25 protein-coding genes and 1 tRNA gene are annotated in these 22,475 nt (G+C 69.6%); 19 read left to right on the plus strand and 7 right to left on the minus strand.

The features are described 5' to 3' along the window. Positions 1–7 precede the first annotated feature (7 nt). The 6 genes from nbrcactino_RS03900 (at position 8) to nbrcactino_RS03925 (ending at position 5,056) form a co-directional block, all read left to right on the plus strand. Complete coding sequence (locus tag nbrcactino_RS03900) at positions 8–1,327, plus strand: DUF445 domain-containing protein (RefSeq protein WP_161926169.1); 1,320 nt, start codon at positions 8–10, stop codon at positions 1,325–1,327. Between the two features lie 130 nt (positions 1,328–1,457). Further along, positions 1,458–1,871, plus strand: a complete 414-nt coding sequence (locus nbrcactino_RS03905) for a helix-turn-helix domain-containing protein (RefSeq protein WP_161926170.1) — start codon at positions 1,458–1,460, stop codon at positions 1,869–1,871. Positions 1,872–1,917: 46 nt separating this feature from the next. Further along, positions 1,918–2,622 (plus strand): heparin-binding hemagglutinin, encoded by a 705-nt coding sequence (locus nbrcactino_RS03910; RefSeq protein ID WP_161926171.1) that lies wholly within the window; start codon positions 1,918–1,920, stop codon positions 2,620–2,622. 56 nt (positions 2,623–2,678) lie between these two features. Then, a complete protein-coding gene (locus nbrcactino_RS03915) occupies positions 2,679–3,011 on the plus strand; it encodes a DUF2516 family protein (RefSeq protein ID WP_161926172.1) in 333 nt (110 codons plus the stop codon). 4 nt (positions 3,012–3,015) lie between these two features. Next, a complete protein-coding gene (locus nbrcactino_RS03920) occupies positions 3,016–3,774 on the plus strand; it encodes a MerR family transcriptional regulator (protein ID WP_161926173.1) in 759 nt (252 codons plus the stop codon). 4 nt (positions 3,775–3,778) lie between these two features. Beyond that, positions 3,779–5,056 carry an alpha/beta fold hydrolase gene (locus nbrcactino_RS03925; protein ID WP_186343297.1) on the plus strand — a complete coding sequence of 426 codons (1,278 nt, stop codon included), beginning with the start codon at positions 3,779–3,781 and terminating at the stop codon, positions 5,054–5,056. Here nbrcactino_RS03925 and nbrcactino_RS03930 read toward each other — a convergent pair. Continuing rightward, the gene (locus nbrcactino_RS03930) at positions 5,040–6,095 is read right to left on the minus strand and encodes a UDP-N-acetylmuramate dehydrogenase (protein ID WP_161926174.1); all 1,056 of its coding nucleotides are present in this window, start codon (positions 6,093–6,095) and stop codon (positions 5,040–5,042) included. The two genes, nbrcactino_RS03925 and nbrcactino_RS03930, sit on opposite strands and share 17 nt — an antisense overlap. A gap of 69 nt (positions 6,096–6,164) precedes the next feature. Here nbrcactino_RS03930 and nbrcactino_RS03935 point away from each other — a divergent pair, with 69 nt between their 5' ends. The 4 genes from nbrcactino_RS03935 to nbrcactino_RS03950 are packed head-to-tail and all read left to right on the plus strand — an operon-like array spanning position 6,165 to position 8,989. Beyond that, complete coding sequence (locus nbrcactino_RS03935) at positions 6,165–6,659, plus strand: DUF2505 domain-containing protein (RefSeq protein WP_161926175.1); 495 nt, start codon at positions 6,165–6,167, stop codon at positions 6,657–6,659. Between the two features lie 16 nt (positions 6,660–6,675). Next, a complete protein-coding gene (locus nbrcactino_RS03940) occupies positions 6,676–7,191 on the plus strand; it encodes a DUF2505 domain-containing protein (RefSeq protein ID WP_161926176.1) in 516 nt (171 codons plus the stop codon). Positions 7,192–7,233: 42 nt separating this feature from the next. Continuing rightward, complete coding sequence (locus nbrcactino_RS03945) at positions 7,234–8,088, plus strand: carbon-nitrogen hydrolase family protein (protein WP_161926177.1); 855 nt, start codon at positions 7,234–7,236, stop codon at positions 8,086–8,088. A gap of 13 nt (positions 8,089–8,101) precedes the next feature. After that, complete coding sequence (locus nbrcactino_RS03950; RefSeq protein WP_161926178.1) at positions 8,102–8,989, plus strand: LmeA family phospholipid-binding protein; 888 nt, start codon at positions 8,102–8,104, stop codon at positions 8,987–8,989. A 32-nt stretch (positions 8,990–9,021) separates the two neighbouring features. Here the strand turns inward: nbrcactino_RS03950 and purU are convergent, their stop codons facing one another. Further along, complete coding sequence (gene purU, locus nbrcactino_RS03955; protein WP_161926179.1) at positions 9,022–9,900, minus strand: formyltetrahydrofolate deformylase; 879 nt, start codon at positions 9,898–9,900, stop codon at positions 9,022–9,024. 26 nt (positions 9,901–9,926) lie between these two features. Here purU and deoC point away from each other — a divergent pair, with 26 nt between their 5' ends. The 3 genes from deoC to nbrcactino_RS03970 are packed head-to-tail and all read left to right on the plus strand — an operon-like array spanning position 9,927 to position 12,407. Continuing rightward, positions 9,927–10,598 carry a deoxyribose-phosphate aldolase gene (gene deoC, locus nbrcactino_RS03960; RefSeq protein WP_161926180.1) on the plus strand — a complete coding sequence of 224 codons (672 nt, stop codon included), beginning with the start codon at positions 9,927–9,929 and terminating at the stop codon, positions 10,596–10,598. Positions 10,599–10,635: 37 nt separating this feature from the next. Continuing rightward, on the plus strand, positions 10,636–11,910 hold the full coding sequence (locus tag nbrcactino_RS03965; protein WP_186343298.1) for a L,D-transpeptidase: 1,275 nt from the start codon (positions 10,636–10,638) through the stop codon (positions 11,908–11,910). 17 nt (positions 11,911–11,927) lie between these two features. Then, the gene (locus nbrcactino_RS03970) at positions 11,928–12,407 is read left to right on the plus strand and encodes an SRPBCC domain-containing protein (protein ID WP_161926181.1); all 480 of its coding nucleotides are present in this window, start codon (positions 11,928–11,930) and stop codon (positions 12,405–12,407) included. Positions 12,408–12,422: 15 nt separating this feature from the next. Here nbrcactino_RS03970 and nbrcactino_RS03975 read toward each other — a convergent pair whose 3' ends face one another. After that, positions 12,423–13,184, minus strand: a complete 762-nt coding sequence (locus nbrcactino_RS03975) for an SDR family NAD(P)-dependent oxidoreductase (RefSeq protein ID WP_161926182.1) — start codon at positions 13,182–13,184, stop codon at positions 12,423–12,425. Positions 13,185–13,285: 101 nt separating this feature from the next. Between nbrcactino_RS03975 and nbrcactino_RS03980 the strand changes: the two genes are divergently transcribed. Beyond that, positions 13,286–14,464, plus strand: coding sequence for an ROK family protein (locus tag nbrcactino_RS03980; RefSeq protein ID WP_161926183.1), 1,179 nt, complete (start codon positions 13,286–13,288; stop codon positions 14,462–14,464). Positions 14,465–14,472: 8 nt separating this feature from the next. Here nbrcactino_RS03980 and otsB read toward each other — a convergent pair whose 3' ends face one another. The 4 genes from otsB to nbrcactino_RS03995 form a co-directional block, all read right to left on the minus strand. Then, positions 14,473–15,264, minus strand: a complete 792-nt coding sequence (gene otsB, locus nbrcactino_RS03985) for a trehalose-phosphatase (protein ID WP_161926184.1) — start codon at positions 15,262–15,264, stop codon at positions 14,473–14,475. Next, complete coding sequence (locus tag nbrcactino_RS03990; protein WP_161926185.1) at positions 15,261–16,685, minus strand: alpha,alpha-trehalose-phosphate synthase (UDP-forming); 1,425 nt, start codon at positions 16,683–16,685, stop codon at positions 15,261–15,263. The genes otsB and nbrcactino_RS03990 overlap by 4 nt, the downstream gene beginning before the upstream one ends. A gap of 7 nt (positions 16,686–16,692) precedes the next feature. After that, positions 16,693–16,854: a hypothetical protein gene (locus tag nbrcactino_RS18000; protein WP_186343299.1), complete on the minus strand. Its 162-nt coding sequence runs from the start codon at positions 16,852–16,854 to the stop codon at positions 16,693–16,695. A gap of 85 nt (positions 16,855–16,939) precedes the next feature. Next, positions 16,940–17,013 (minus strand) — tRNA-Thr (locus nbrcactino_RS03995). A gap of 141 nt (positions 17,014–17,154) precedes the next feature. Between nbrcactino_RS03995 and nbrcactino_RS04000 the strand changes: the two genes are divergently transcribed. The 5 genes from nbrcactino_RS04000 (at position 17,155) to nbrcactino_RS04020 (ending at position 22,430) form a co-directional block, all read left to right on the plus strand. Beyond that, entirely contained in the window at positions 17,155–18,039 is an 885-nt protein-coding gene (locus nbrcactino_RS04000) for a formylglycine-generating enzyme family protein (protein WP_161926186.1), read from the plus strand. A gap of 40 nt (positions 18,040–18,079) precedes the next feature. After that, positions 18,080–18,472: a RidA family protein gene (locus nbrcactino_RS04005; protein ID WP_161926187.1), complete on the plus strand. Its 393-nt coding sequence runs from the start codon at positions 18,080–18,082 to the stop codon at positions 18,470–18,472. 178 nt (positions 18,473–18,650) lie between these two features. Continuing rightward, positions 18,651–19,874, plus strand: a complete 1,224-nt coding sequence (locus nbrcactino_RS04010; RefSeq protein WP_186343357.1) for a hypothetical protein — start codon at positions 18,651–18,653, stop codon at positions 19,872–19,874. Further along, on the plus strand, positions 19,871–21,220 hold the full coding sequence (locus nbrcactino_RS04015; protein WP_161926189.1) for a lipase family protein: 1,350 nt from the start codon (positions 19,871–19,873) through the stop codon (positions 21,218–21,220). Before nbrcactino_RS04010 ends, nbrcactino_RS04015 begins: the two co-directional genes overlap by 4 nt. A gap of 22 nt (positions 21,221–21,242) precedes the next feature. Beyond that, positions 21,243–22,430 (plus strand): winged helix DNA-binding domain-containing protein, encoded by a 1,188-nt coding sequence (locus nbrcactino_RS04020; RefSeq protein ID WP_161926190.1) that lies wholly within the window; start codon positions 21,243–21,245, stop codon positions 22,428–22,430. Positions 22,431–22,475 lie beyond the last annotated feature (45 nt).

Below are 22,475 nucleotides of genomic sequence, written 5' to 3' on the forward strand. Positions count from 1 at the left end.
GGAGGTTATGTCGTCACCAGTGATCGAGCATCCGCGGCCGTCCTCGTCGCCCGCGTTGAGCGTGTTGGGGGAGCAGGCCGACGAGCAGCGCCGCCGCGACCTCCGGAAGATGAAGACCCTCGCCACCGGGCTGCTGCTGTTCGCCGGATGCGTCTACCTGGTCACGCGCTACCTCGAGGCGCGCGACGGTGCCGACCTTGCCGCCTGGGTGCCTTACGTTCGGGCTGCTTCCGAGGCCGGGATGGTCGGCGCACTGGCGGACTGGTTCGCGGTCACCGCACTGTTCCGCCATCCGCTCGGGCTGCCGATTCCGCACACGGCGCTGATCAAGCGGAAGAAGGATCAGATCGGTGACCAACTCGGCGGGTTCATCGAAGAGAACTTCATGGGACCCGACCTGATCGAGGACCGGGCCACCAGCTTGGAACTGCCGCGGCGCATCTCCACCTGGTTCGCCGATCCGGTCAACGCCCCGCGGGTGGCCGACGAGGCGTCGCGACTGATCGCATTGGCATCGGAGATGCTCGAAGACGAGGACGTCGAGCAATTCTTGATGGCCGCGGTCAAATGGGCGGCCGAGCCGGAATGGTCGCAGCCGGTCGGACGGATCCTGGAACAACTCGTCGACGAGAAGCGGCTCGAGCCCGTCCTCCAACTCGGCTGCGACCGGGCGCACGAATGGGCGCTGGGGAGCCTCGACCTGATCGACCGCCTCATCGACCGCGACGGGCCGTCCTGGATGCCGAAGTTCGCGGCGAACTTCGTCGGCGACAAGATCTACAAAGAACTCGTCGAGTTCACCGCGAAGGTGGCCGGCGATCCGGAGCACGAGTTGCGGCGGGCGATGTTGGGGGCGGTCACCCAGTTCGCCCACGACCTCCAGTACGACCCCGAGACGATCGCAAAGTTCGAAGGCCTCAAAACCGAGTTGGTCGGGCGCGACGAGGTGACCGGCGCGGCGTCGACCGCGTGGAAGGCCGGCAAGGGCGTCATCGAGAAGATGCTCGACGACCCGAACAACACGCTGCGCAACACGATTTCGCGCTCGGTGATTCAAGTGGCCGAGCGGATCCGCGACGACGAGCCGTTGCAGGTGAAAATGAACGGCTGGGTCGGGCGCGTGGCGCGCCACGTGGCGACGAATTACGCGACCGAGATCATCTCCGTTATCACCGAAACCGTCCGGGGATGGGATGCGCAGGAGACCAGCGACAAGATAGAACTGCAGGTCGGACGCGATCTCCAGTTCATCCGGATCAACGGAACCGTGGTCGGGGCCTTGGCCGGTTTGGCGATCTACACCGTCTCGACTCTCATCTTCCACTGACGCCCGGCGCGGACGTCGTCCCTGTTGGGGGGACTCTTGTGGCCTTCCTTACAGTGCTAGCTGGAGCGCTTGCATTTGTTAGCGCCAGCCGTGATACTGGGGCGGTCGACCCAAGGAGGTGGATTGCCAGATGACCAACGACACCGCCCAACCGGCGGCCGTCGAGGCTGACGGCTCGGCGACGACGATCGACGCGGTGACCAACGCCGCTTCGGACATCGGTGCGTTCATCCGATCGCAGCGCGTCGCCGCCCAGGTATCGCTGCGCCAGCTCGCGGAGCGGGCCGGGGTGAGCAACCCGTATCTCAGTCAGATTGAGCGCGGGCTGCGTAAACCCTCGGCCGATGTGCTGGCCCAGATCGCCAAGGGGCTGCGGGTTTCGGCGGAGGTGCTCTACGTCCGTGCCGGAATTCTCGAAGAACGCCCAGCCTCCCCGGTGCGCGACGCGTTGATCGCCGACGAGTCGATCAACGAGCGGCAGCGCCAGATGCTGCTGGAGATCTACGAGTCGTTCCGCAACGAAAACCAAGCCAAACCCGAATAACCCCCGAAGTTCCCCCCTTCTCGACCCCCCGAACAGGAGAACCCCGATGACCGAGAACCCCTTCAACAGCGCCGTCACCCAGGCGACGGCCGTCCTCAACCAGCTCCGTGAGCGCAGCGAGGCCACCATCGAGCAGGCGCAGGCCCGCTTCGAGGAGACCCGCGGCACCGCCCAGAGCCGCTTCGACGAGACCTGGGAGCAGGCCGTCGCCCGTTTCAACGAGGCCAAGGAGCGCCTGGCGGCCCTTCCCGTCGAGCTGCCCACCGACCTCGACGAGCTGCGCACCAAGTTCAGCCCCGAGGAGCTGCGCAAGGTGGCCGAGAGCTACCTCGCCGTCGCTGCCGGCGTGCTGAACTCGCTGAGCGAGCGCGGCGAAGAGGTTGTCGGCAAGCTCAAGGAGTACCCGCTGGTCGAGGAGAACCTCCCGAAGCTGGAGAAGGTCTACAACGACGCCCGCGGCTTGACCGAAGATGCCCTCGGCACCATCTCCGACCAGTCGCGCACCGTCGGTGAGCGCGCCGCTGCCCTGGTGAACCTGCCGGCCGAGGCCGCCAAGAAGGCCGAGGCGCCGGCCGAGAAGGCGCCGGCTGCGAAGAAGGCCCCGGCCAAGACCGCTGCCGCCAAGAAGGCACCGGCCAAGAAGGCGCCGGCTGCGAAGAAGGCCCCGGCCAAGACCGCTGCCGCCAAGAAGGCTCCGGCCAAGGCTCCCGCCAAGAAGGCTCCCGCCAAGAAGGCCGCGCCGAAGAAGTAGTCGGCTCCGACCCCGTCTGACGAAGTCCACGCCCCGCTCTCGCATAGAGTTGGGGCGTGGATTTTGTTAGTGCGCTGGGCACGACCCAGATGATCGTCGTTGCGGTGCTCGGTGCGGTGTCCGCGCTGGCGGGTTTGCTGTCGGTGGTACACGCTGCGGTGCAGCGCCCCGACGCCTTCACCGCGGTCGACCGGCAGTCGAAGGGTTTCTGGGTCGGACTGCTGGCCCTGGCCACCGTTTTCCTCGCCCTGTTCGGCGTCGTCGGCGCCGGCGGTCCGATCATCGGCATGATCTGCCTGCTCGGGCTCGTCGCGGTCATCGTGTACCTCGTCGACGTGCGTCCGAAGGTCGACGAGGTCCAGGGCCGCCGCTGGTTCCGGAGACTGTAGCGCCGTGGCCGAGTATCGAATCAACGACCTCGCCCAGGTCTCCGGGGTGTCGGTCCGCAACATCCGCGTCTACCAGGACCGCGGCCTGCTGCCGCCGCCGGTCATCAAGGGACGGACCGGGTGGTACTACGACGAGCACCTGATCCGGCTCAACCTGATCTCCCGGATGTTGGAGCGGGGCTACACGTTCGCGACGATCAGCGAGCTGCTCAACGCCGCCCACCACGGGATGACCGTCGAACACGTCCTGCGCGGCAGCACCAAGCGCAGCCGGTTCCAAACCTTCAAGCGGGCCGCGACCATCACGATCGCCGAGCTGCGCAAGTCGCTCAACGCATCCGACCGCACCATCGCGCTCAGCCAGAAGCTGGGCCTGTTGGCCAAAGACGGTGCCGGATTCGCGGTGCAGAACCCCGAGCTCCTGGAGGGGGCCGAGGCGCTGGTGAAGGGCGGCGTCGATATCGACGTGCTGCTGGACCGCTGGGTGCGCGTGCAGGGCGACCTGGAGGATGTCGCGCACAGTTTCGTCTCGATCATCACCGACCGCTTCGTCGACGAAAACCTCCTTGGATTCGACGACGTGGAGGTCGGGCAGATCTCCGAACTGATCCGCCGGGTCCGTCCGCTGGCCCACGAGATCGTCGACAGCACGTTCACCAAGGCGCTCGACCGCGAGATCTCCAAAGCGCTGGCCGAGGTGACCAAGATCCTCGAGACCGACACCCCCGACTCCGCCCCGACCGGTGGCGAAGAGCAGGATTGACGGAATGAACAAGCTCTCCAAGGCACTTCTCGCCGCCGCCGGCATCGGCGGCGGCGCCACTGCGTTCGGTGTGGCCCGCCTCCTCGGCGACATGGTCGTCGAAGGCATCCGCAGCGCGCCGGTCGCCCCCGACGAGCCCGACGCCGGGCTGGTGCCGCCGGCCGCGGCGCCGCTGCGCAGTCACGTGCACACCGCCGACGGCGCCGAACTCAACGTGTTGACCTACCCGGCCGACGACCCGGCCGACACCTCCGACGTCGTCGTCTTCATTCACGGCTGGACCTGCAATACGGCCTACTGGAATCCGCAGGTCAACCACCTGCTCGGTAAGCGCACGATCGTCGCCTACGACCAGCGCGGCCACGGCGAGTCCCGGTTGGGTCGGGCCCGGCCGACGCCGGAGCGCCTCGGCGCCGACTTGGAAGCCGTGCTGGCCGCCGCCGTTCCCGTCGGCCGCAAGGCGGTGCTGGTCGGCCACAGCATGGGCGGCATCACGATCCAGGCGTGGGCCGACCAGCACGCCGACGAGGTCAACGAGCGGATCTCCGCGGTGATCCTCGAATCGACCGCGGCCACCGACATCCTCGGCCGTCACGGCCTGTTCAACCCGGACCGTCCCGCCTACACCAAACCGTTCGAGCGCCTCACCGGCGTGCTCTTCACCAGCACGCCGCTGCCGCTGCCGCAGTCGGAGATCGGCGCCCGGGTGACCCGCGCGATCAGCATGACCCCGACGGCGCGCGGCGCCCACGTCGTCTTCGTCGACGAGATGGTCCGCTCCTGCTCGCCGATCGTCCGCGCCCTGTGCGGCAACGGGATGAACGGCTTCGACGTCCGCACCGGGACCGGCGCGCTGACCGTCCCGACCACCGTCATCAACGGCACCCTCGACCGGTTGCTGCCGCCGGTGCACTCCGACGAGATGGCCGGCATCCTCCACGGCGTCGGGTCGCTGTACCGCCACGTCGTCCTCGACGACATCGGCCACATGCTGAGCATCGAGGCGTCGGCCGAGTTCAACGCCGTCCTCGACGACGTGCTCGAGCATGCAGCGTCCGGTGGGGGGAAGGCCGTGGCACAACCGGCTGCGACGAAAGCCGCCAAGAAGGCGCCGGCCAAGACCGCCGCGAAGAAGGCGCCGGCCAAAAAGGCTCCGGCCAAGAAGGCTCCCGCCAAGAAGGCGCCGGCCAAGACTGCTCCCAAGAAGACAGCAGCCGACAAGACAGCGGCCAAGGAGTCAGCGGCGAAGCCCGCCGAGCCGAAACCTACAAGCGACAGTTGACGAAGACCGGTTCGGGGGTGAGCGTCACCCCGAACCGGGCCCGCACCCCGTCGCGCACCTCGCGCGCCAGATCGAGCAGCTGCGCGGTGGTGCCGCTGCCCCGGTTGGTCAGGGCCAGCGTGTGCTTGGTCGACAGCCGGATCGGGGCATCCTCGCCGGGATAACCCTTGGTGAACCCGGCCCGTTCGATCAGCCAACCGGCGGACAGCTTGGTGTCGTCGCCGGCCGGGAACTGCGGGATCGCCACGTCCGGGCCCACCACCACGGCGATCTGGGCCACGACGGCGGCCGATTCGGCCGCCGACACAATCGGATTGGTGAAGAAGGAGCCCGCGCTGTAGGTGTCGGGGTCGTCGGCGTCGAGCACCATCCCCTTGCTGCGCCGCAGGGACAGCACCGCCTCCCGGACCTCGGCGGCGGCCGCCGACTGGCCCTCGTCGCGGTCCAAGGCGCGGGCCAATTCGCGGTAGGCCAGGGGGGCGGAGACCCCGTCCGGGCGCAGCCAGAGCGAGACCGCGGTGACGATCCGGTCGTCGCGGTGCTTCAGATTGGAGTGCCGGTACCTCAGGTCCAGTGCGGCGGGAGCCACCCACGCCGATTCCCGCGTGGCCCGGTCGTACACCTGCACCCCCCGCAGCGCGTCGGCGATCTCGACCCCGTAGGCCCCGACGTTCTGCACCGGCGTCGCACCGGTCGACCCGGGGATCCCCGACAGGCATTCCAACCCGCCGAACCCGCTGGCGACGACCTGCGCGACAAGGGAATCCCATTGCACCCCGGCGTCGGCGGTGACAAAGGGGCGGTCCGCGTCGACGCCGAACTCGACGGTGCCGGAGCCGATGCGCACGACCGTCCCGTCGAAACCCTCATCCGCCACGACCAGGTTGGACCCGCCGCCGACGACCAGCACCGCGGTGTCGGTCTCGTCGCAGTCGGTCAACGCCGCGACCACCTCGTCGGTGGTGGCGGCCTCGACGACGGCGCGCGCCGGACCACCCAGGTGCAGCGTGGTCAGGTCGGCGATGGTGGGGGAACTCACGGAATACGACGCTAGCGCACCGCCGTGGTTGCCCGGCCCCGGTGGGCCGACTGTGGTGGGATGAACGACATGGCAACGAAACTGGAGCACACCGTCTCCTACCCGTTCAGCACCGACCGTCTGTGGCAGGTGGTGACCACCGAGAAGTACTGGCGCGACCTGCTCGCCGCAATCAACCGGGACAAGGGCGTGCTGGAGTCCTTCACCCACGACGGGGACACCGTCACCGTGGTGTGCCGGCAGGTCGTCGACGAGTCGAAACTGCCGTCGATCGTGACCAAGGTCCGCGGCGGCGACCTGGTGATCCCGCGCCGGACCGTGCTGCGACGCGACGGCGGCGACGTCGTCGGCGAGCTCACCGCCACCGTCGAGGGGGCGCCGGCCAAGGTCGAGGGAACGCAGCGCAGCAGCGGCGATCCGTCGTCGACGCGCTACACCGCGTCGGTCTCCGTGGGCATCCCGCTGATCGGCGGCAAGATCGAAAAGGCCATCGGCGAACAGCTCGTCGTGCTGCTCGACGCGGAGCGCGACGAGACGCTCAATTGGGAGGCGGGCAACCGGTAACGGTAACCTGACCTCCATGGCACGACGGCTCAGTTATTCGGCCCGCTACCCCCAGCCCGCCGAGAAGCTCTACCAGGCGCAGATGCAGCGGCAGTACTGGGACGACATGATGGAGGGGTTCCAGATGATCTCGCCGCACTGCGAGGTCGCCGAATTCACCGCCGACCCCTCGGTGGGGATGCGGGTGATGCTCAAGCAGACCATCGGGCGCGACCAACTCCCGCCGCTGGCGCAGACGGTGATGATGAAGGACATGATCATCACCCGCGAGGAGTCGTTCGGCATCTTCCACCCCGACGACGTCACCGCGGGCACCTACAACGCCTCGATCCCGGCCGGGCCGGGCAGCCTGACCGGGGTGCAGGAACTGTTCAGCACCGACACCGGCTGCACGATCCGCAAGACCACCGAGGTCAAGGTCTTCGTGCCCTTCGTCAACCACAAGCTCGAGCAGATGATGCTGGTGAACCTCGTCGACCTGTTCCGCGCCGAGGCCGAATACGCCAAAGACTGGATCGACAAGAACCTCTGACGAGCACCGGTTCCCCGCATCCCGGGGTATTAGGCTGACCCCATGCGCGTGGCGATGGCACAGGTGCGGGCGGCCACCGATCCGGCCGCCAATCTCACCGGGCTCGTCCGCCAGGTGGCGGTCGCCGCCGACGGTGGCGCCGACCTCGTCGTCTTCCCAGAAGCCACGATGTGCCGCTTCGGCGTGCCGTTGGCGCCGATCGCCCAACCCCTCGACGGTCCGTGGGCGACGCAGGTGCGGGAGACCGCGAGGGACCACGGGGTGGCCGTGGTCGCGGGGATGTTCACCCCGGGGACGGCTGCCAACGATGGGGCGCCGCGGGTGCGCAACACCGTCATCGTCGCCGACCGCACCGGCGGGCTGTGGTCCTACGACAAGATCCACCTCTACGACGCCTTCGGTTTTGCCGAGTCGGCGACCGTGCAACCCGGCCACGACGCCCTGGTCGTCGACCTGTCGTTGGCGCCGGCAACGACGGTCCGCCTCGGTGTTGCCACCTGCTACGACCTGCGGTTCCCGGACCTGTTCGGTGCGCTCGCCGACGCCGGGGCCCAGGTGATCGCGGTACCCACCTCGTGGGGTGCCGGGCCGGGCAAGGTCGAGCAGTGGCGCACGCTCACCGCGGCGCGAGCGCTGGATTCGGGTGCCTATCTCGTCGCCGTCGACCAGGCTCCGCCCGCCGACGACGCTGACGGCGGACGGGCACCGACCGGCGTCGGTCGCAGCCGTGTCGTCGACCCGTTCGGTAGCGTGGTGGACGACGAATACGGCGAGGACCCACAGCTGGGGATTCACCACCTCGACCTCGCCGGGCCTGCGCAGGCGCGGCAGGTGTTGGGGATGCGGGCCAACCGCCGCCCGATCGCGACACCCGAGCCGGCCGGCCCGAACGACTGAAGGGGAGACGCCTGTGAGCGCCGACGACGAGTGGACCTCTGCCGACGAGCCGGTCAGCCTGGAGAAACAGGCGACGACGCGGACCCCCGGCAAGGTGACCAAGTCCGCGCCTGCGAAGAAGAAGCAGTCGCGCAAGACCGGTCGGTGGATCGGTATCGGTCTGGTCGCCGCCCTGGTCGTCGCCCTGGTGGGGCTCGGCGGCACCGAACTGTATCTGCGCCACCAGGTCGGCAGTTGTCTCAGCAAGGCCTTCGGGTCGCTCACCGGCGCGCCCACCGAGGTGTCGATGAGCGCCCGGCCGGTGCTATGGCAGGCGCTGACCAAGAAGATCCCCTTCGTCGAGGTCAATTCGAAGGGCGGGGACGCCGAGGGGAAGATGCACCTGCGGGTGGAGAACATCACCGGCAGTGGCGACAAGTCGACGATCGGCAGCATCAAGGGCGACGGCCACATCCCGTTCAGCCAGGTGGCGCAGACCTATCGCAGTCACTCGACGCCGAACCCGAACAGCATCGGCGGGACCGGGGCGACCGGCCAACTCGAATCGATCCGCGGCAACGGCGACGGCACGTTCGACGTGACGTCGACGGTCACCGTCGTCATCCTCCCGCTGCCCGCGACGGTCACGCTGCGGCCCAGCGTCCGCGACGGCAAGGCCCATTTCGAGGTGGTGCGGGCCAACGTCGTCGCAGTCGGGATTCCGCCCGAGTTCGCGCAGACCGTCGTCGACGAGACCAGCGAGGCCATGCTCGGCTCCATGCTGAAGGGGTTGACGCTGTCCAAGCTCGAGGTCCGCGGCGACGGGGTCGACTTCGCGGTGAGCGGCACCGACGTCGCCGTCGACGAAAACCTCATTCGTCCGCGCAGCGACTGCCAGGACGTCACCACCGCACTGCGCTGATCGGGCCCCGGATCGCGGGGTGACCGCGGCGGTCAGTCGAAGACGACCGTCTTTCCGCCGTGGACCAACACCCGGTCCTCGAGGTGCCAGCGCACGCCGCGGGCCAACACCAGGGTCTCGATATCGCGGCCCTGGCGGACCATGTCGGCCACGTTGTCGCCGTGGTCGACGCGGATCACGTCCTGCTCGATGATCGGGCCGGCATCCAAGTCGGCGGTCACGTAGTGGCAGGTCGCTCCGATGAGCTTGACCCCCCGCGCGAACGCCTGGTGGTAGGGGCGGGCGCCGACGAAGCTGGGCAGGAAGCTGTGGTGGATGTTGATGGTCCGCCCGGCCCAGCGCTGGCAGAGTTCGGGCGGCAGGATCTGCATGAACCGGGCCAACACGATGGCGTGGGGGTCCTCGGCGTCGACGAGGGCGGCGACCCGCTCGAAAGCCTGCGCCTTGGACACTTGCGGATCGTCGAAGGGGACGAGGTGGAACGGCACGCCGAACCGCCCGGCCAACTCGCCCAACGGAGCATGGTTGCCGATGACGGCGGCGATCTCCCCGGGGAACTCGCCGCGCTCGGCCCGCCCGAGCAGGTCGATGAGGCAGTGGCTCTCCTTGCTGACCAGCAGGACCACCCGGTTGGGGGTGCCGGTGTCGCTGAGCCGCCACTCGGTGTCCGGGTGGAACTGCTCGTCGGCCAGCGTCGCGAACCGCCGACGGAACTCGTCGATATCGCAGTCCACCGAGTCGGCGCGCACCGCCTGGCGGGTGAAGAACCAGTCGGACTCGGGGTCGGAGTGGTAGGCCGCCTCGGTGATCCAGGCGCCGGCGTCGGCGAGGAATCCGGCGATCCGCGCGACGATGCCGGTCTCGTCCGGGCAGCCGAGGGTCAAGACGAAGCGGCGGGTGTCGGATTCCATCCGTCCAGTGTGCCAAGCTGGCGTGCATGACTGAACACGACCTCACCCGTGAGCATGTGGCCGCGATGATCGACCACACCCTTCTCGCGCCCGAGGCCACCCGTGCCGACGCGGCCGCAGCCGTCGCGACGGCCGCCGAGCTGGGCGTCTACGCGGTCTGCCTGTCCCCGTCGATGCTCCCGATCTCCACCGGGCAACAGCGGTTGGCGGTCGTCGCGGGGTTCCCGTCGGGCAAACACCACGCCTTGGTGAAGGCCGCCGAGGCGAAGATGGCCCTCGACGAGGGGGCCACCGAGGTCGACATGGTGATCGACGTCGGAGCCGCGGTCGACACGCGGTTCGAGGAGGTCTTCGCCGAGGTGGTGACGGTGGCGCAGGCGGTCGGCGACGACGCGTTGCTCAAAGTCATCGTCGAATCGGCGGTCTTGCTCCGCGACGGTGGGCCGGACTTGCTGCAGGAGGTCTGCCGGCAGGCGGTCGCCGCCGGGGCGGGGATGGTCAAGACGTCGACCGGTTTCCACCCGGCCGGGGGTGCGAGCGTGACAGCGGTGCGGCTGATGGCCGAGGCGGTCGGGCCGGGGATCGGCGTGAAGGCCAGCGGCGGTATCCGTGACGCGGCGTTTGCCGCCGAGCTGATCGCCGCCGGGGCCACCCGGCTGGGTACCTCGCAGACCGCGGCCGTTCTCGATGGTTTCTGACAGGCGGCACACAGGCGGCACGGTTAGGCTTGACGGAATGGGGCTCGCTCAACCGACACGACGCACCGTGCTGGCCGCCGTCGGTCTCGGGGTGCTGGGTGCGGTCGCGTCCGCCTGCACCCGCTCGTCGGAGAAGGACGCCGGCCCGCACAAGCCGACGGTGCGGATCGACTACGCGGCCGCCGACAAGCCCATCGGCGCCGAACCGATCAACCCGACGGCCAAGGTCACCGTCACGGTGCGCGACGGGGTGCTCAACCCGGACGTGAAGCTGCTGCGCCCCGACGGCAAGGTCGTGCCGGGGACGATGGCACCGGACCGGTCGTCGTTCACCCTCGACGAGCCGCTGGGCTACGGGAAGACCTACACCTGGTCGGGAACGGCCACCGGATTCGACCGGGTGTCGGTGGATCTGGCCGGCAAGGTCGTGACCGTGGCGCCGAAGGCCATCGCGGAGATGACGGTCAACATCGGCGACGGCCAGACGGTGGGCATCGCCGCACCGGTCATCCTGAAGTTCAACCGCACGATCACCGACAAGGCCGCCGTCGAGAAGGCGCTCACCGTCACCACCGAGCCGGCGACCGAGGGGGCGTGGGGATGGCTCGGCGAGGACAACGGCTCCCGGATCCACTGGCGCCCGCGGGAGTACTACCGGCCCGGGACGAAGGTGCACGTCGAGGCGAATCTGTACGGGCTCGACTGCGGCGACGGGGTATACGGCGACAGTGACGTCACCGTGGACTTCGCCGTCGGCCGGTCCCAGATCGTCAAGGCCGACGCGAACTCGCACCAGATCGTGGTGGTCCGCGACGGCGCCCCGATCATGACCCTGCCGTGCAGCTACGGCGGCGGCGACCTGGACCGCAACGTGACGCGCTCGGGTACCCACGTCGTCACCGAGAAGTGGGCCGACTTCTACATGACCAACCCGGCGGCGGGATACTTCCGCATCCGCGAGCGCTGGGCGGTCCGCATCTCCAACAACGGCGAGTTCATCCACGCCAACCCCGAGACTGTCGGCGTCCAGGGCTCGTCGAATGTCACCAACGGGTGCATCAACCTGTCGTTGGCGAATGCACAGCGGTATTTCGAGTCGGCGATCTACGGCGACCCGGTCGAGGTGACCGGTACCCGCATCGCGATGTCCGAGCGCGACGGCGACATCTACGACTGGATTTACAGCTGGGCGCAGTGGAAGCAGTTCTCGGCCGTCAAACACACGGTTCCGGTGCGGTCCGCGCCGGCCACCCCCTCGGGAGCGCCCAAGGTGCCACCGGCCTCGGCGAGACCGGCTCCCGCACCGCGGTAGCGGGATACGCTGAAGGCGTGAGTTTCGTCCTCGAACACTCGATGGAGATCGCCGCACCGGCGGCGACGGTCTGGGCGGTGCTGACCGACTTCGGCGCCTATGGCGAATGGAACCCCTTCGTGCCGCGCGCGTCGTGTGTGCTCGAACCCGGTGGCGCCTTCGACATGGACGTCCGGCTCATCGGGTCGGGTCTGCGCCATCAGCGTGAATTCATCAACCACGTCGATCCCGGCCGCTCGTTCAGCTACTCGATGAAACCGGCCCCGTTGGGGTTGCTGAGCAGCGAGCGGGTGCAGACGGTCGCGCCGTCGGGCCCCCGCACCTCGCACTACTCGTCGCATTTCCAGATCGACGGCCTGTTGGCCCCGGTGGTGGCGGCGCTGCTCGGCGGCGGGATGCGGCGCGGTTTCGACGAGATGGCCGCCGGGCTGAAGGACCGGGCCGAAGGGGTGTCCGGCGGTGCCCGCCACAACGACCGCGCCCCGCGTCGGACCTAGTCGCGGCGCCGGCGCTTACCCGGTCTTGATGTTGCGGCGGGCGTTGGCCTGGTCGCGGGGCTTGACGACGATCTGGTCGAGGTTCACGTGCGGCGGGCGCGACGCGGCAAACGCCACCACCTCGGCGACGTCGTCGGCGGTCAGCGGGGTGAGGCCGGCGTAGACCGCGTCGGCCTTCTCCTCGTCGCCGTCGAAGCGGACCAGGGAGAACTCGGTCTCCACCATCCCGGGGGCGATTTCGGTGAGCCGGATCGGTTTGCCGAGCAGTTCCAGCCGCAACGTCCGGTGGACCAGGGCCTGGGCGTGCTTGGCCGAGGTGTAACCGGCGCCGTTGTCGTAGGGCTCGAGGGCCGCGACCGAGGTGATCGTCACGATGAGGCCGTCGCCAGAGGCCGCCAGTGCGGGCAGCAGCGCCTTGGTGACCCGCATCGTCCCGATGACGTTGGTCTCCCACATCCAGCGCCAGTCCTCCTCGACCGCCTCGGCGACCGGGGCCAGCCCCTTGGCGCCGCCGGCATTGTTGACCAGGACGTCGACGCGGTCCAGGCCGGCGACGAAGGCGGCGATCGACTCGGGGTCGGTCACGTCGAGGTGGCGCCCGATCCCGCCGATCTCCTGCGCCAGCGCGGTAATCCGGTCCAGTCGTCGGGCACCGACGACGACGAGGTAGCCGTCGGCGGCGAGGGCGCGGGCGGTGGCCTCGCCGATGCCGGAACTCGCGCCGGTGACGACGGCGACGCGGCGCTGGGAATCGGATTGCTGCGGGGATGCGGTCATGGTTTCGGTCTATGCCACGAGTGCCGTTGATGCAAGTCGGGGATTTGGCTCACCGTGGGGCTATCACCCGCCCACCGGGGTTGCGCTGCTATCTTCTGGCCATGGGACGTGCCACATCCAACGTCGGGGTGGTGCCGGCGGCGCTGCGCGTGGGCACGTCACCGGCCGCCGTGGTGTTCGCGCGGATGCGCGGGGCCGGGCCCGTCACCCGGGACCGGCTGGTCACGAATTCCGAGTTGTCGGCGGCGACGGTGAACCGGCAAGTCCATGCACTGGTCGAGGCCGGGCTGATCGTCGAGCGACCGGACCTGGTCGATCCGGGCGCCATCGGCCGGCCCAAGGTACCGCTGGCCTTGAACCACGACGGACCGGCGGTCGCCGCGATGCACATCGGTGCCCGCCGCACCCTGCTCGCGATCGCCGACATCTCCGGGCGGACCCTCTACAGCCACGCGGTGTTGACCCCGGAGGGGGAGGCCGAGGAGGTGGTCCGAGGCCTCGCCGAGGCGCTATCGGAGTTGGTCGGCCGGTTCTCCGGCCGGCGGTTCCTCTGGGCCGGGGTCGCGGTCGGCGGTGACGTCGACGAATCGACCGGTGCCGTCGACCACCCGGTGCGCGGGTGGCGCGGTGCCCCGGTCGGCAAGGTCGTCCACGAAGTCCTCGGACTGCCGGTCTCGGTGTGCGAACACGTGCAGGCGATGGCCGCGGCCGAGTTGGTGCTGGCCGGTGGCGGGGCGAATCACCGGACCTCGGTCTACTGGTACGCACGCGAGACCGTCGGCATGGCGTTGACGGTCGACGGCCACGTCCAGGTGCCGAGTACCGGAGCCGGCACCGTCGCCCACGTCCCGGTGCATGCCCCGCGGTTCGCCGAGGTCGCGGCCGACGGTGTCCCTGTTCCGGCTGGTGCTGCCCAGGCCGACGGGATCGTCGGGCTGCAGCAGGTGATCGGCACCGAGGCGTTGCGCCGCGCCGCCACGGCCAACGGCGTGGGGGCGGATGCCGCCGTGCTACTCGACCAACGCGCCGGTGCGCTCGGCGAGGCGATCGCGACGATCGCCGACGTTCTCAACCCCGATGCGGTCATCGTTGCCGGTGACGCCTTTGCCGACCACCCGCGCGGGTTGGCGCCGGTCCAGGCCGCCTTCGACGCGGCCCGGCACCTGCCGCACCGGTTGGAATTGACCCCGACCCGGTTCGGGCTGGGCGTCCAGGAGGCGGCCGCGGTGGTGGTCGCGCTCTCGGTCATCTACGCCGACCCGATCGGTTCGCTCGCGTAGTCGCGGCGTCAGCCGATCGACGAGCGGTACCCGCGCACCAGGCTCAGCACCTCGCCGACCAGGTCGGGACCGTCGATCCGGTAGCGGGCGATGGTGTCGCCGTCGCCGACCTTGATGCTCACATCGTCGGCGCCGAGGTGGCCGAAGGCGTTTTCGTCGGTGACATCGTCGCCGAGGTAGCAGACCGCGTCGGCGCCGGCGCGCTCGCGCAGCAGGTCGAGGGCGTGGCCCTTGCCGGTCTCGATCACCGCCAATTCGATCACCGCTTTGCCCTCGGTGGGGTGGACCCCGGGGCGGGTGACGGGTCCGCGCCGAGCCTCGTCGAGTGCGGCTTCGGCGTCGGCGGGGGCGGCATTACGGACGTGCAGCACGCTGCTCGCGGGCTTCGTCTCCACCATGGAGCCGGGGAACCGGTGGGCGATGGCCGTCAGCTCGGCGGTCACCGCGGCGAGCAACGCGCGCTGCTCATCGGTGATCCCGGCCGCGAAGCCGTCGTCGAACTCGCTGCCGTGGCTGCCGATGAGGGCGAGGCCGGCGGGGTCGGGGACCGCGAGTGAGACGAGTCCGGCCAGATCGGCGCGGGCCCTACCGGACACGATCGCCGTCGTGGTGGCCGGGAGCCCGGCCAGCTCGACGAGTGTGGCCACTGCGGCCGGGTCGGCCCGGGCATCCGAGGGGTGCGCGACGATCGGGGCGAGGCAGCCGTCGAAATCGGAGGCGACGACGACGCCGGGCCGGGTCGCGAATCGGCGCAGCGCGGCGACCAGATCGTCGGGCAGCGACGACGCGGTGGGGCTCATCGGTCCGTCGAGTCCTGCAGGGTGTCGAGGAAACTCTTGGCCCACTTCTCCACGTCGTGGGTCAACACCTGCCGGCGCAGCGCCCGCATCCGCGCGCGGCCGTCCTCCGCGGGCTGCTTCACCGCGGCCTCGATGGCGCCCTTGACGCCCTCCATGTCATACGGGTTGGCCTGATATGCCTGCTTCAACTCCGCCGCGGCACCGGTGAACTCGGACAGCACCAGGGCGCCGCCGAGGTCGCTGCGGCACGCCACGTACTCCTTGGCGACGAGGTTCATCCCGTCGCGCAGCGGGGTCACCAGCATGACGTCGGCGGCCACGAAGAAGGCGAGGAGTTCGTCGCGTGGGATGGGGCGGTTGAGGTATTGGACGACGGGCTGGCCGACCTCGGCGAACGTCCCGTTGATGTGGCCGACGAGCTGTTCGATCTCCGAACGCATCGCGACATACGATTCGACGCGCTCCCGGCTGGGGGTGGCGAGTTGGACCAGCACCGTTTCATGCGGGTCGAGGCGCTGTTCCTCCAACAGCTCCGATACCGCCTTGAGTCGGACGTCGATGCCCTTGGTGTAGTCGAGCCGGTCCACGCCGAGCAGGATCGTCGACGGGTTGCCGAGTTCTTTGCGGATCTCGCGGGCGCGCTTGCGGATCTCGCGGGACTTGGAGGCGGCGTCGATCTCGCCGGAGGCGATCGAGATGGGGAAGGCGCCCACCGTCACGACCCGGTCGCCGACGTCGACGGAACCGAACCGCGAGCGCACGCCGACCGAGCGGCGCGAGGCCTGGTGGCCGCCCAGGCGGTTGGCCAGGTAGAGGAAGTTCTCCGCCCCGTCGGGCAGGTGGAAGCCGATGAGGTCGGCGCCCAACAGGCCGTTGACGATTTCGCGGCGCCACGGCAGTTGCATGAACAGTTCGACCGGCGGGAACGGGATGTGGAGGAAGAACCCGATCTTCAGGTCGGGGCGCAGGTCGCGCAGCATTTGCGGGACGAGCTGCAGTTGGTAGTCCTGCACCCACACCAGGGCGCCGGGGCCGGCGACCTCGGCGGTGGCCTTGGCGAAGCGTTCGTTGATCGCGACATAGGCGTTCCACCATTCGCGGTGGTACTCGGGCTTGGCGATGACGTCGTGGTAGAGCGGCCACAGCGTCGCGTTGGAGAAGCCCTCGTAGTATTCGGCGATCTCGGCACTGCTCAGCGGCACCGCGCGGATGTCGAGCCCCTCGATGTCGGGGTTGTCGTCGGAGTCGGGGACCCCCGACCATCCCACCCAGGCGCCGGTGTGGCTGCGCAGGATGGGCTCCAAGGCCGTGACGAGTCCGCCGGGGCTGCGTTTCCAGCTCACCTCGCCGTCGGGCAGGACTGCTTTGTCGACCGGCAGTCGATTGGCGACCACCACGAACTCGGCTTGTTGGGCGGTCATCGGCGTGTCAGGCGGTTTCGCCCGGAGCAATCCCCAGCATGGCCAACAGCATGCGGCACTCGTCGGCGTCGGTGGCGTAGGCCGCGACGACTCGGCGCGCGGAGGTCGCGGTCTCGTCGGCGACGGGCTCCAACTCGTCGTCGCTCAGATCGGCGGTCTTCGGGGGCATGGTCGTCCTCTGGTCGTGCCTGATGATTCGCGGTCGATTCTACCCGTCTGCCTCGCACATCGCGCGTGCGGCCGCGGGTCGTCTGAGCCCCCTGTCGGGATCGAACCGACGACGTTCCGCTTACAAGGCGGACCCTCTAGCCAACTGAGGTAAGGGGGCGTGCGGGCGCATCCCGCACCGCAGATCGTATCGCGGTGGCACGGTTGCGGAGAAAGTTCCCCTGGTGCAGGGGAAAGGGAATAGTGCCCTCGTTCGCTCGGCAGGGGAACTTTTTCAGCCGCTGCGTGACACCCTTGTCGCATGGCCCTCACCGACCTCGTCGAACTCGGCGGCGCATTCCGTATGGGTTCTGACCGCTTCTACCCGGAGGAGCGGCCGGTCCACGAGCGGGTGGTGGCGCCGTTCGCCATCGAGACCCACCCGGTCACCAACGCACAGTTCGCCGCGTTCGCCGCCGACACCGGTTATGTCACGGTGGCCGAGGAGGCGATCGACCCCGACCTGTTCCCCGGGGCCGACCCGGCCGACCTCGTCCCGGGGGCGCTGGTCTTCACCATGACCGAAGGGCCGGTGGACCTGGCCGACTGGCGGCAATGGTGGCGGTGGGTGCCCGGTGCGAGTTGGCGCCACCCGCAGGGGCCCGGTTCGACCATCGACGACCGGCCCGACCATCCGGTGGTCCAGATCGCCTACCGCGATGCCGCCGCCTACGCGCAGTGGGCGGGGCGCCGATTGCCGACCGAGACGGAGTGGGAGTTCGCCGCCCGCGGCGGCCTCGACGGCGCGGACTACGCGTGGGGCGACGAGTTGCACCCCGGCGGCGAGGTTCTGGCCAACACCTGGCTGGGGGCCTTTCCGTACGAAACGACGGGTTGGGGGAGCACGTCTCCGGTCGGTTCCTATCCGCCCAACGGCTACGGTCTGGTCGACGTGATCGGCAACGTCTGGGAGCGCACGTCTGACGTCTACGCCCCGCGCCACGTCGTCCCCGGCGACGTGCACGTCGACGCCGACGGGCGGCCCGACCTGTTGGCGCCCACCGTCGACCCCCGGGTCATGCGGGTCACCAAGGGTGGCTCGTTCATCTGTGCGCCGGCCTATTGCCGCCGCTACCGCCCGGCGGCCCGATCGGCGCAATCCGACGACTCGGCCACCTCGCACCTGGGGTTCCGCTGCGCACGGTAACCGGGCGCGAATCCCCGGCCGGGCACCCTAGACTCGGCTCATGCCGGTAAGCCGAGAGCGTTCCCAGTCCCTGCCCGACCAGGGTTTCGCGCACACCGCCACCGTGACGGCCGGATCGTTGCTGTTCACCACCGGGGTCGCCCCCATCGACGCCGAGGGTGCCATCACCCCGCCGGGAGACGTGCAGGGGCAGACCCGGCAGTGCCTGGCCAACCTGACGACGATCCTCGATGAGCGGGGCGCCGGCCTGGCCGACGTCGCCAAGCTGACCGTCTTCGTGGCCGAGCGGTTGCAGGTCGACTTGGTCGTCGCCTGGGAGGCCGTCGTCGAGGCCTTCGGCGACGAGGTGCCGCCGGCCAGCCTCGTGGGAGTCACCGTCCTGCCCCTCGACGATCAGGTCGTCGAGATCGAGGCCGTGGCCGCGCTCTCCTGATCTCGGGGAATCCGTAGTCTGAGACGATTTGTGTGATTCGTCTCACCGGGGGGTTGTTCCGTCGACTCGCTCACAGAACCCGGTTGTGGGTTTGTCCGCCGGTGGCCGCCGCTGCCACGCTGAGCGCACTCTCGACAACCGGAGGGAACTCCCCGTGCGAATCTCGCTGCGCCGAATCATGGTCGGCGCCGTGGCAGCCTGTGCTGCCGCCACCACCCTGGCCGCGCCGTCCGCGTCGGCGGCCCCGCCCGACCGCTATCTCGACCTGCCGCTGATCAACCGCGACGCCGACCACGGGCCCGGTGGGGTCCACCCGGTGTTGCCGACCGATCCCACTGTGCTGCGCGGCCTGCTGACGCGGGCGCGCGCTGCCGGCGTCGAGCCGACCCGATACCGGGCCCTGTTGTGGCAGTACTGGTTGGCCGACACCACCACGGCCGCCGGTATCGACCTCGCGCGGTGGAACCCGCGGGCCGGTGTCAGTGCGAACCGCGCGAACCTCGTGAAGTCCTACCGCTTCTACGAGAACCTCCAGCTCCGGCACCGCGAATTGCAGTGGGCCGGCATGGGCGGCCTGGTCGGCGCCGACTTCGGCGGCGGCCTGCTGGACTTCGAACTGGCCACCAACGTCTACGACATCACGCGCCTGGCGCCGGTGGCCCACGCGATCGTCGGCAAGACCAACGAGTTGCTCGGCCCGACGTTCGTGGACCGGCTGCCCCGCGGTCTGCGGGCCCTGGCCCGGGTGGGGGCGACGATCACCCCGGCCGATCTGCGCAAGGTGCAGGGCGACATCCTCGTCATGCAGAAGAACATCTTCTCCGACCTCATGCCGATGCACCGCGCCTACGTCGTCGGCGGACTGCCCGCGCTGACCGAGATGCAGCGGGCAGGGCTGTTCTCCGAGGAGATCCTGGCCGCCTGGACCGGTATCGCCGGCCGGACCTCGGCCGGGGTCGCCGCCGGCAACGCCCGCCTGCTCCGTCGTGAACAGGGCGAGGTCATCAAGAAGCAGTGGGATGCGACCCGCGCCTACCGCGGCGACGTCGGCGAGGCGATGACGTATGCAAGCACCGCGGCCGGCACCCCGTCGGTTGCCGGAGTCGTGCCGATGCGGTCCTTCCGGCCCATCGAGGTCGAGGGCACGACGCCGGACGGCCGGACGGCAGTCCTCACGGTCCCCCTCCCGAGCTGGAACTGGTCGGTCTTCGAGGACCGCTGGATCTACATCGAGGCCCAGTTGCTGCCCAAATACCGGTTCCAGGTGGAGCACCGGTGGCCGCAGCTGCGCCGCGAACTGTTGCTGCCCTACGACCAGCAGCTCGAATCGCACCGCCCGATCTGGAACCTGTTGCCGACGATGCAGTCGGCCCTGCAAACCCTCGAGGTGAGACTGAAATGATCCGCAGCACCGTCACCGCGTTCGCCGCGGCCACCGCCGGAATCCTCGCGCTGGGCGTGCTCGCCGCCCCGGCGACCGCCGCCCCGCACACGCCCCCCAACCGCACCCCGCAGTTGGGTGAGGTGTTCAACGGCTACGTCGTCGGCACCTTCGGCAGCGGCCGGTTGGCCGGGCCGGGCGAGATCTTTGCACCGCTGGTCTCGGGCGACCCGTTCTACGCCGAGCCGCGGCTGACCGGCACGGAGAAGCCGGGCACCCTGCTCAAGGCCAAGAAGGTGGCCGTCCAGTTCACCGGCTTCCGGCCGGGGAACGTCGACGCCTACAAGCTGATGTACGTGACGACGGGGTTGCGGGGCGCGCCCGAGATCAGCACCGGGATCGTCATGATCCCCCGCGACGGGAAGCGCAACGACCAGCGCAAGGTGATCGGCTACCAGTTCGCCAACGACAGCGTCGGCGCCTACTGCCACCCGTCGACCATGTGGACCGGCGGCGACCCGATGGACGGCGCGTCGTGGTCGGCGCTGGGCCCCCTGGCCCAGATGTTCGGCAAGGGCTATGCCGTTGCCATCAGCGACGTCGGCAACGACGGCGACCGCCGGCCGCACGGCGTCTTCGCCGGCAAGTTCGCGGGCAACGCTATGTCGGACATGCTGCGCGCCACTCTCGGCTACGCGCGGCTGGGGCTGAACCCGAAGGCGCCGGTGGGGTTGTTCGGCATCGCCGGCGGCGGTGTCGGCGCGGCCTTTGCCGCAGAGAACGCGGCGGATTACGCGCCGGACCTCGACATCCGTTCGACTGTGCTCGAGGGCATGGTGGTCAACCAGCGCAACTTCATCCGCACCGCGAGCGGCTCGGTCGGTTCCGGCTTCGCCTTCGCCACGCTGCTCGGCTTGGAGCCGAAGTACCCCGAGATGAAGATCGACGATCATCTGAACCCGGCGGGCAAGGCGTTGGCCGACGTGTACCGCACCCAGTGCCAGACGCCCGCGTACTTCACACTGCCCTACGTGCCGCTGCAGGCGCTGTTCACCGGCAACCGGCATCCCGCCGACATCAAGGCCTTCCAGCGCGTCTACCGGGACAACCTGCTGGGTCGAAAGGCGCCGGCCTCGCGGGTTCTGATCGCCTCGTGTGCAGCCGACGACTCGCCGATGTCGCTGGTGCCGGCGGCGGATTCCCGACGCCTGGCCCGCAGCTACCGCTCACGCGGGACGAAGGTGGCCTACCACCCGACCGACTGCAGCATGGTCAAGATGCTCACCGACATGTACGGCTGGGGCACCGATCTGTTCGGGATGCAGACGATCGACTGGCTGGACTGGTCGTTGCGCGCGCCGCGCTGACGCTGCGCCTAGACTGGCGCAGGTGCCCGCCCGACCGAAGATCACCGACGACGAGCGCCGGGCCCGGCAGTGGCATCGGCAGTTCCTGGACCGGCACGACGGCGTGTCCAGGGTTGACGAGTTGGCCGACTCCCTCGTCGCGCTGCACGCGACCACCCCGTCGACGGTCTTCCTGTCGGCGTGGGCCCGGGCCCCGCACCTGCGGGTGCCGCACATCGAGGCCGCGCTCTACGAGGACCGCAGCGTCGTCAAGCACCTCGGGATGCGCCGGACGCTGTTTGTGACCTCCCAGCCCGTCCTCGACGACGTGCTGGGCGCGGTGAGCGGTCGGGTGAGTTCCTCCGAACGCACCAACATGCTGCGCGACCTGCGCCGCAGCCCCGACGTCGACGACCCGGAGGCGTGGATCGACGCCGCCGCTGCGGCGGCCCTGGCCGCGCTGGAGTCCGGCGGCCCGCGCACGACCGCGCAACTGCGCGACGAGGTGCCCCTGCTCGGGCAGGCGGTGCACGTCGCGCCGGACAAGTCGTGGGGCGGCGCCGTGCAGATGGCGCCGCGGATCCTCAACTACCTGGCGGCCTCGGGGCGGATCGTCCGCGGCCCCAACGACGGGGCGTGGCACACCTCCCGGATCACCTGGTCGCCGATGGCCCGCTGGCTGGGTCGCGAACCGCACGAGCGGAGTGTCGACGACGGTCATGTCGGCCTCATCCGCCGCTGGTTGCAGGTGTTCGGCCCCGGCACCGAGACCGACATCGTGTGGTGGCTCGGGTCGACGAAGTCGGCGGTGCGCCGGGCGCTGGCCGCGGTGGAGGCCGTCGCGGTCGACCTCGACGACGGCCAGACCGGTTATGTGTTGCCCGACGACGCCGACACCGCGACACCGCAGATCGACGACGAGGCGGTCGCACTGCTTCCCGAACTCGATCCCACGACGATGGGCCACAAGCAGCGCGGCTTCTATCTGGGCGAGCACGAGCCGGAGCTGTTCGACCGCAACGGCAACGGGGGGACCACCGCGTGGTGGGGTGGGCGCGTCGTCGGGGGTTGGCTGCCGCGGCCCGACGGAGACGGTGTCGACCTCGTGTTCTGCGAGAAGGTACCGGCCCGCATCGAGCGGGCGCTGCGGTCGCGCGGCGAGGAACTCGTGCAGTGGTGCGCCCCCGCACCTGTGCCGCGCGGGCTCTACCTCGGTCCGTTGGTGCGGTGACCCGCTCCGCGGGCGCGGGGGATCTCGGCGCGCTCCCAGCTTTCT

Origin of the sequence: Gordonia crocea, from assembly GCF_009932435.1 — a bacterium.
Lineage (GTDB): Bacteria > Actinomycetota > Actinomycetes > Mycobacteriales > Mycobacteriaceae > Gordonia > Gordonia crocea.